General features: G+C 37.4%; 1 protein-coding gene and 2 pseudogenes. 1 reads left to right on the top strand and 2 read right to left on the bottom strand.

The genetic code is table 11. The features are described 5' to 3' along the window. Both HWQ37_RS29180 and HWQ37_RS29175 read right to left on the bottom strand, forming a co-directional pair. Positions 1-1,475, bottom strand: a 1,475-nt coding sequence (locus HWQ37_RS29180) for an eCIS core domain-containing protein (protein ID WP_292753899.1), incomplete at its 3' end; no start/stop codon positions are given. A gap of 456 nt (positions 1,476-1,931) precedes the next feature. Beyond that, a pseudogene (locus tag HWQ37_RS29175) lies at positions 1,932-3,181 on the bottom strand (ISNCY family transposase). A 294-nt stretch (positions 3,182-3,475) separates the two neighbouring features. Here HWQ37_RS29175 and HWQ37_RS29170 point away from each other — a divergent pair. Next, positions 3,476-3,706, top strand: a pseudogene (locus HWQ37_RS29170) (IS4 family transposase); the annotation flags it as partial. Between the last annotated feature and the right edge of the window lie 52 nt (positions 3,707-3,758).

The raw sequence follows: 3,758 nt of genomic DNA, 5'->3' as shown, positions 1-3,758 counted from the left end.
ACTCGAACTCCAAATTCTTGTTGCTGTTGCGGCAGTTCTTGATCTGGAAATGGCTGCTCTTGCCCCCCTAATAAAGCAAGCAATTCTGGGTTAACCGATGCCCAATCAAAATTATCATGTAAAAATTGAGCTTGATCTTCACTAGGCACTCGAACTCCAAATTCTTGTTGCTGTTGCGGCAGTTCTTGATCTGGAAATGGCTCACCTCGCCCCCCTAGAATATCCCCAAATTGTGGGTCAAATGTTTGTTGCTGCTGTTGCGGCAGCCCTTGATTTGGAAACGGCTCACCTTGCCCCCCTAAAAGAGCAAACAATTGTGGGTCAAATGTTTGTTGTTGCTGTTCAATATTTTCAGATATTGCAAGCGGCGAGGGTACTGGTTCTGATAATGAAGCTAACAATTCATCCAGATTTTGAGGTTGTTGCCCACCATTTATCATCTCGAAAAAATCTGGGTCAGTTTGATCGTATACTGCTTGTTGCTGTTGCTGCTGCTGCTGCTGATCTTGAGTACCGCCAAACCGTTGTATCGTCTGCTGAGACTCCGACTGCTGTTGATGGGTTATGGGCATTTGAGCTATATTCGGCTGAAGTTGAAGCATCAGTTGAGGTTGGAGTTGTTCTGATGGTGCAGACTTGGCTTGCACAGCACTCCCATTCTGCTGTACTACGTGTGTCAATTCGTGAGCAATCAACTCCTGCCTCCCTCGGCTTTGGGGGTTATACTCTCCTTGGCGAAAAAACACATCTTGCCCTGTGGTAAACGCTTTTGCCTGTATTGATTGATTCAATTGGTGAGATTGAGCATCTGTATGCAGCTTCACTAGGCTAAAATCCGCTCCAAACCCTTGTTCTACTGATACTGATTTGCGAATATTATCTGTTAACGCCTCTTCCCTACCAAGAGCTTGTTGTATAGATGCTTCTAAATCAGGCGCAGCCGTCATTCCATTTCCACTATGTTTTCGTCGTTGAAGCATCTGTTGAGGTTGCAGTTGTTCTGATGGCATTGTCTGACGGTGAATAGGCCGCCTGAGCAAATTCGTTTTTTGGGTTTGTATTTCTTGTTGATGCCCCTGCATAGGCGTTCGCGTAGCGTCTCGTAGAGAAGCCCGTCGGAGACATCGCTGCAATGTGTTATTCTTCATGCGTTGGATTATCGAGAGCGTCTGCTCTGACATAGGTGCATTCAGACGTTGCACCACTTGACGCGCTACGGTATCCGCTGACTGCTCGTACTTATCCCCTGTTTCCTCAATTGTCAGCTTTGCCTGAATTAGCTTTTTTGGTGGCATCAAAGGGATTGGTAACAAGTTCGTCTTTCTTTGAAGTCGTCTCTCAATCTGTTCCGGTTGCTGAAGAGGTGTTGGTATTGGGTGTTGAATAATGGGCGCAAAGGGTCTTGATGACAAGTGAGATGTTGTCGGCGTTTCGCTCTTTGTTGAAGCCATTTTCTGGATTCTTTGGAATGTCATAATGATTTTTCCTTTTCCCCAACTCTCATCACCCACTTGGTTGACAAAGCCATCGGACTTTAATACCTACTGCTATTACACTGATACTGTAATTAACCCGAATTTTACCATTCAATGCCGATATTGCGATTTCACAGCAATTCTCATTTTGAAAAAAATCAGAGAAAATTCTGTTATTTAAATAGAGAACTTGTGTCGAAGCATCATTTTTTGACAGATAATTATCATCGGACGGTGAAGATAGACAGGTTTGAAGAAATTTGTCCATAAAAAATCGATTTCAACTGATAAAATCAGATGAAATTCTCACCAACTTATTAGTTTTTTTAATAAATACCTTTCCCCTCCTCTTTCAATATATTGACATTTTTCAACTAGAATTTAATTTTTTAAATGGGACATACTCTGTAAGAATAAATGAGAATAAATGCGACCAAACTTTAAACCATAAATATTTTAGTAAGGTACGAATATCCTTAAAGAAAGTAGTTCGAGTTACTAATAGTTCACGAACTTTATGATAGGTATAATTAACTAAATCTAAAATAGTATGAAATAAAAAAGCTAATAAATTCAAAGACAATAATAACTCGCACAAATGATTTTCACCATGACCAAAGTTATGCTCTAAATTATAACCGTGATTTTTAAGAACGTTATTGCCTTCATTCTCCACTTTCCATCTGCTGCGTGCAGCCTTGACAATTTTTCCAACATTATTTTCAGTGATTTTATGATTAGTTATCCAATTATTTTGATAGATAATTTCCTCTGTTTTCTCATTAATAACAGTCACTTCGCACCAATTAACTTCGAGACTTGAGTCTTCATCTCTTAATGGAAGTCTAGAAGCATAACGGTAACGATAAATTAGATTTTTTCGCCCATCCCATTGTTTCTTTTCAATGGTTGTAACTTCTCCACTTTTTTCTAAGAATTCTAGCCATTCATATAAAGTTTTATGTGATGTTTCAAGACAAACAAAAATAAAATTATAACCTTGTTTTAGAGCTAGTTCACAAATAGGGTGATGAGAATACAAGTCATCGCCTAAAAGGGTTACAGCATAACCATACGTGTTTTTATGATTCTTATTTAACCATCTTTTAACAGCCGCATTTTCACAGTCATATTTTTGATATCCATCTTGTTTTTTAATAAATTCTGGCTCTAAATTAATTACTTGTTTTTGATTAGGAGAAACCAATATAGGCGGTGACACACCCATGAAAATAAGTTGTAGTTCCATTTCGATGATTACGACAATTACAATGAGAGCAATTAATTTTTTTAGATGAGAAATATTCTGTGCCATCTAAAGCGATTAAAATTTCTTCATCTAAGTAGAGAAACCTTTTCAAAACTCCGTTTTTATTTAACCATTCATAGACTTCTTGAAAAGCCATAAAGATAGTCGTCGCCGGCACTGGATCTAACAAATTTCTTATTTGATTATCACAGGGGATTTTCTCAATTGAAAATAGACTTTCTGCGTTATCTTTTCCCTTATTACTTTTCATTAATCTTTGATGGTCTAAGAAAGATTCTGACTGAGTAAAAAAGATAGAAAATGCTGCTATCACTGCGTCTTCTACCTGATATTTCGTATTATTTCCAGGTTTCCTTTCATCAGGTAAGTCATTTAATGATGACCGTAAAAATTGTATTAATTCAGGAATTTCTAGGGTCGCTGCTAAGTGTGCCATGTTTGAGTAATTTGACGCGCTGTCGGATTTTTAACTCACCGATTTTACATCATCTGACAACAATTATAAATTTTTATTCCCCTTGAATTCCTCAATTAAAACCGAACGATGAACTGGATTTGCTCCGTTCGTTGTCAGGTAATTCCTCTATTCTATTAAGTATTTATACTTATTCTTTGCTCCATCTGTTTTTTTAGCCAGAGGCTATGGCTCAAAAAATAGTTACTTTGTACTATATTTTGAACTCCAAAATCGGGGTTAATACTCTATTTTTTTCAAAATGAGAATTGCTGCATATTATTAATCTCACTTGCTTATACAAGCGCAACAATATCCGGTCAAAAAATTAAACGCATGGGTGTCCAAAAATATGTTGGACGAATTAAAGAACTTAAGCGGACTGTTCGACGACATAGTAGTTTTTATATTGGTCTTTATGGCCACAATTGGGTCAATTTCATGGAAAATTCCTATGAATTAGTCGCCAAATTATTGACACTAAATCCTAATAAGCGTAAGTACTAAGCTGTCGGACATTTAACTTGCAATAATAGCATTACCCTTATTCTTGATTTTT

Origin of the sequence: Nostoc sp. NMS4 (assembly GCF_017115095.1) — a bacterium.
In the GTDB taxonomy this organism is placed as follows: Bacteria; Cyanobacteriota; Cyanobacteriia; order Cyanobacteriales; family Nostocaceae; genus Nostoc.
The sequence above is the reverse complement of the archived record's forward strand: the minus strand, read 5'-3'. Positions and strand labels throughout refer to the sequence as shown.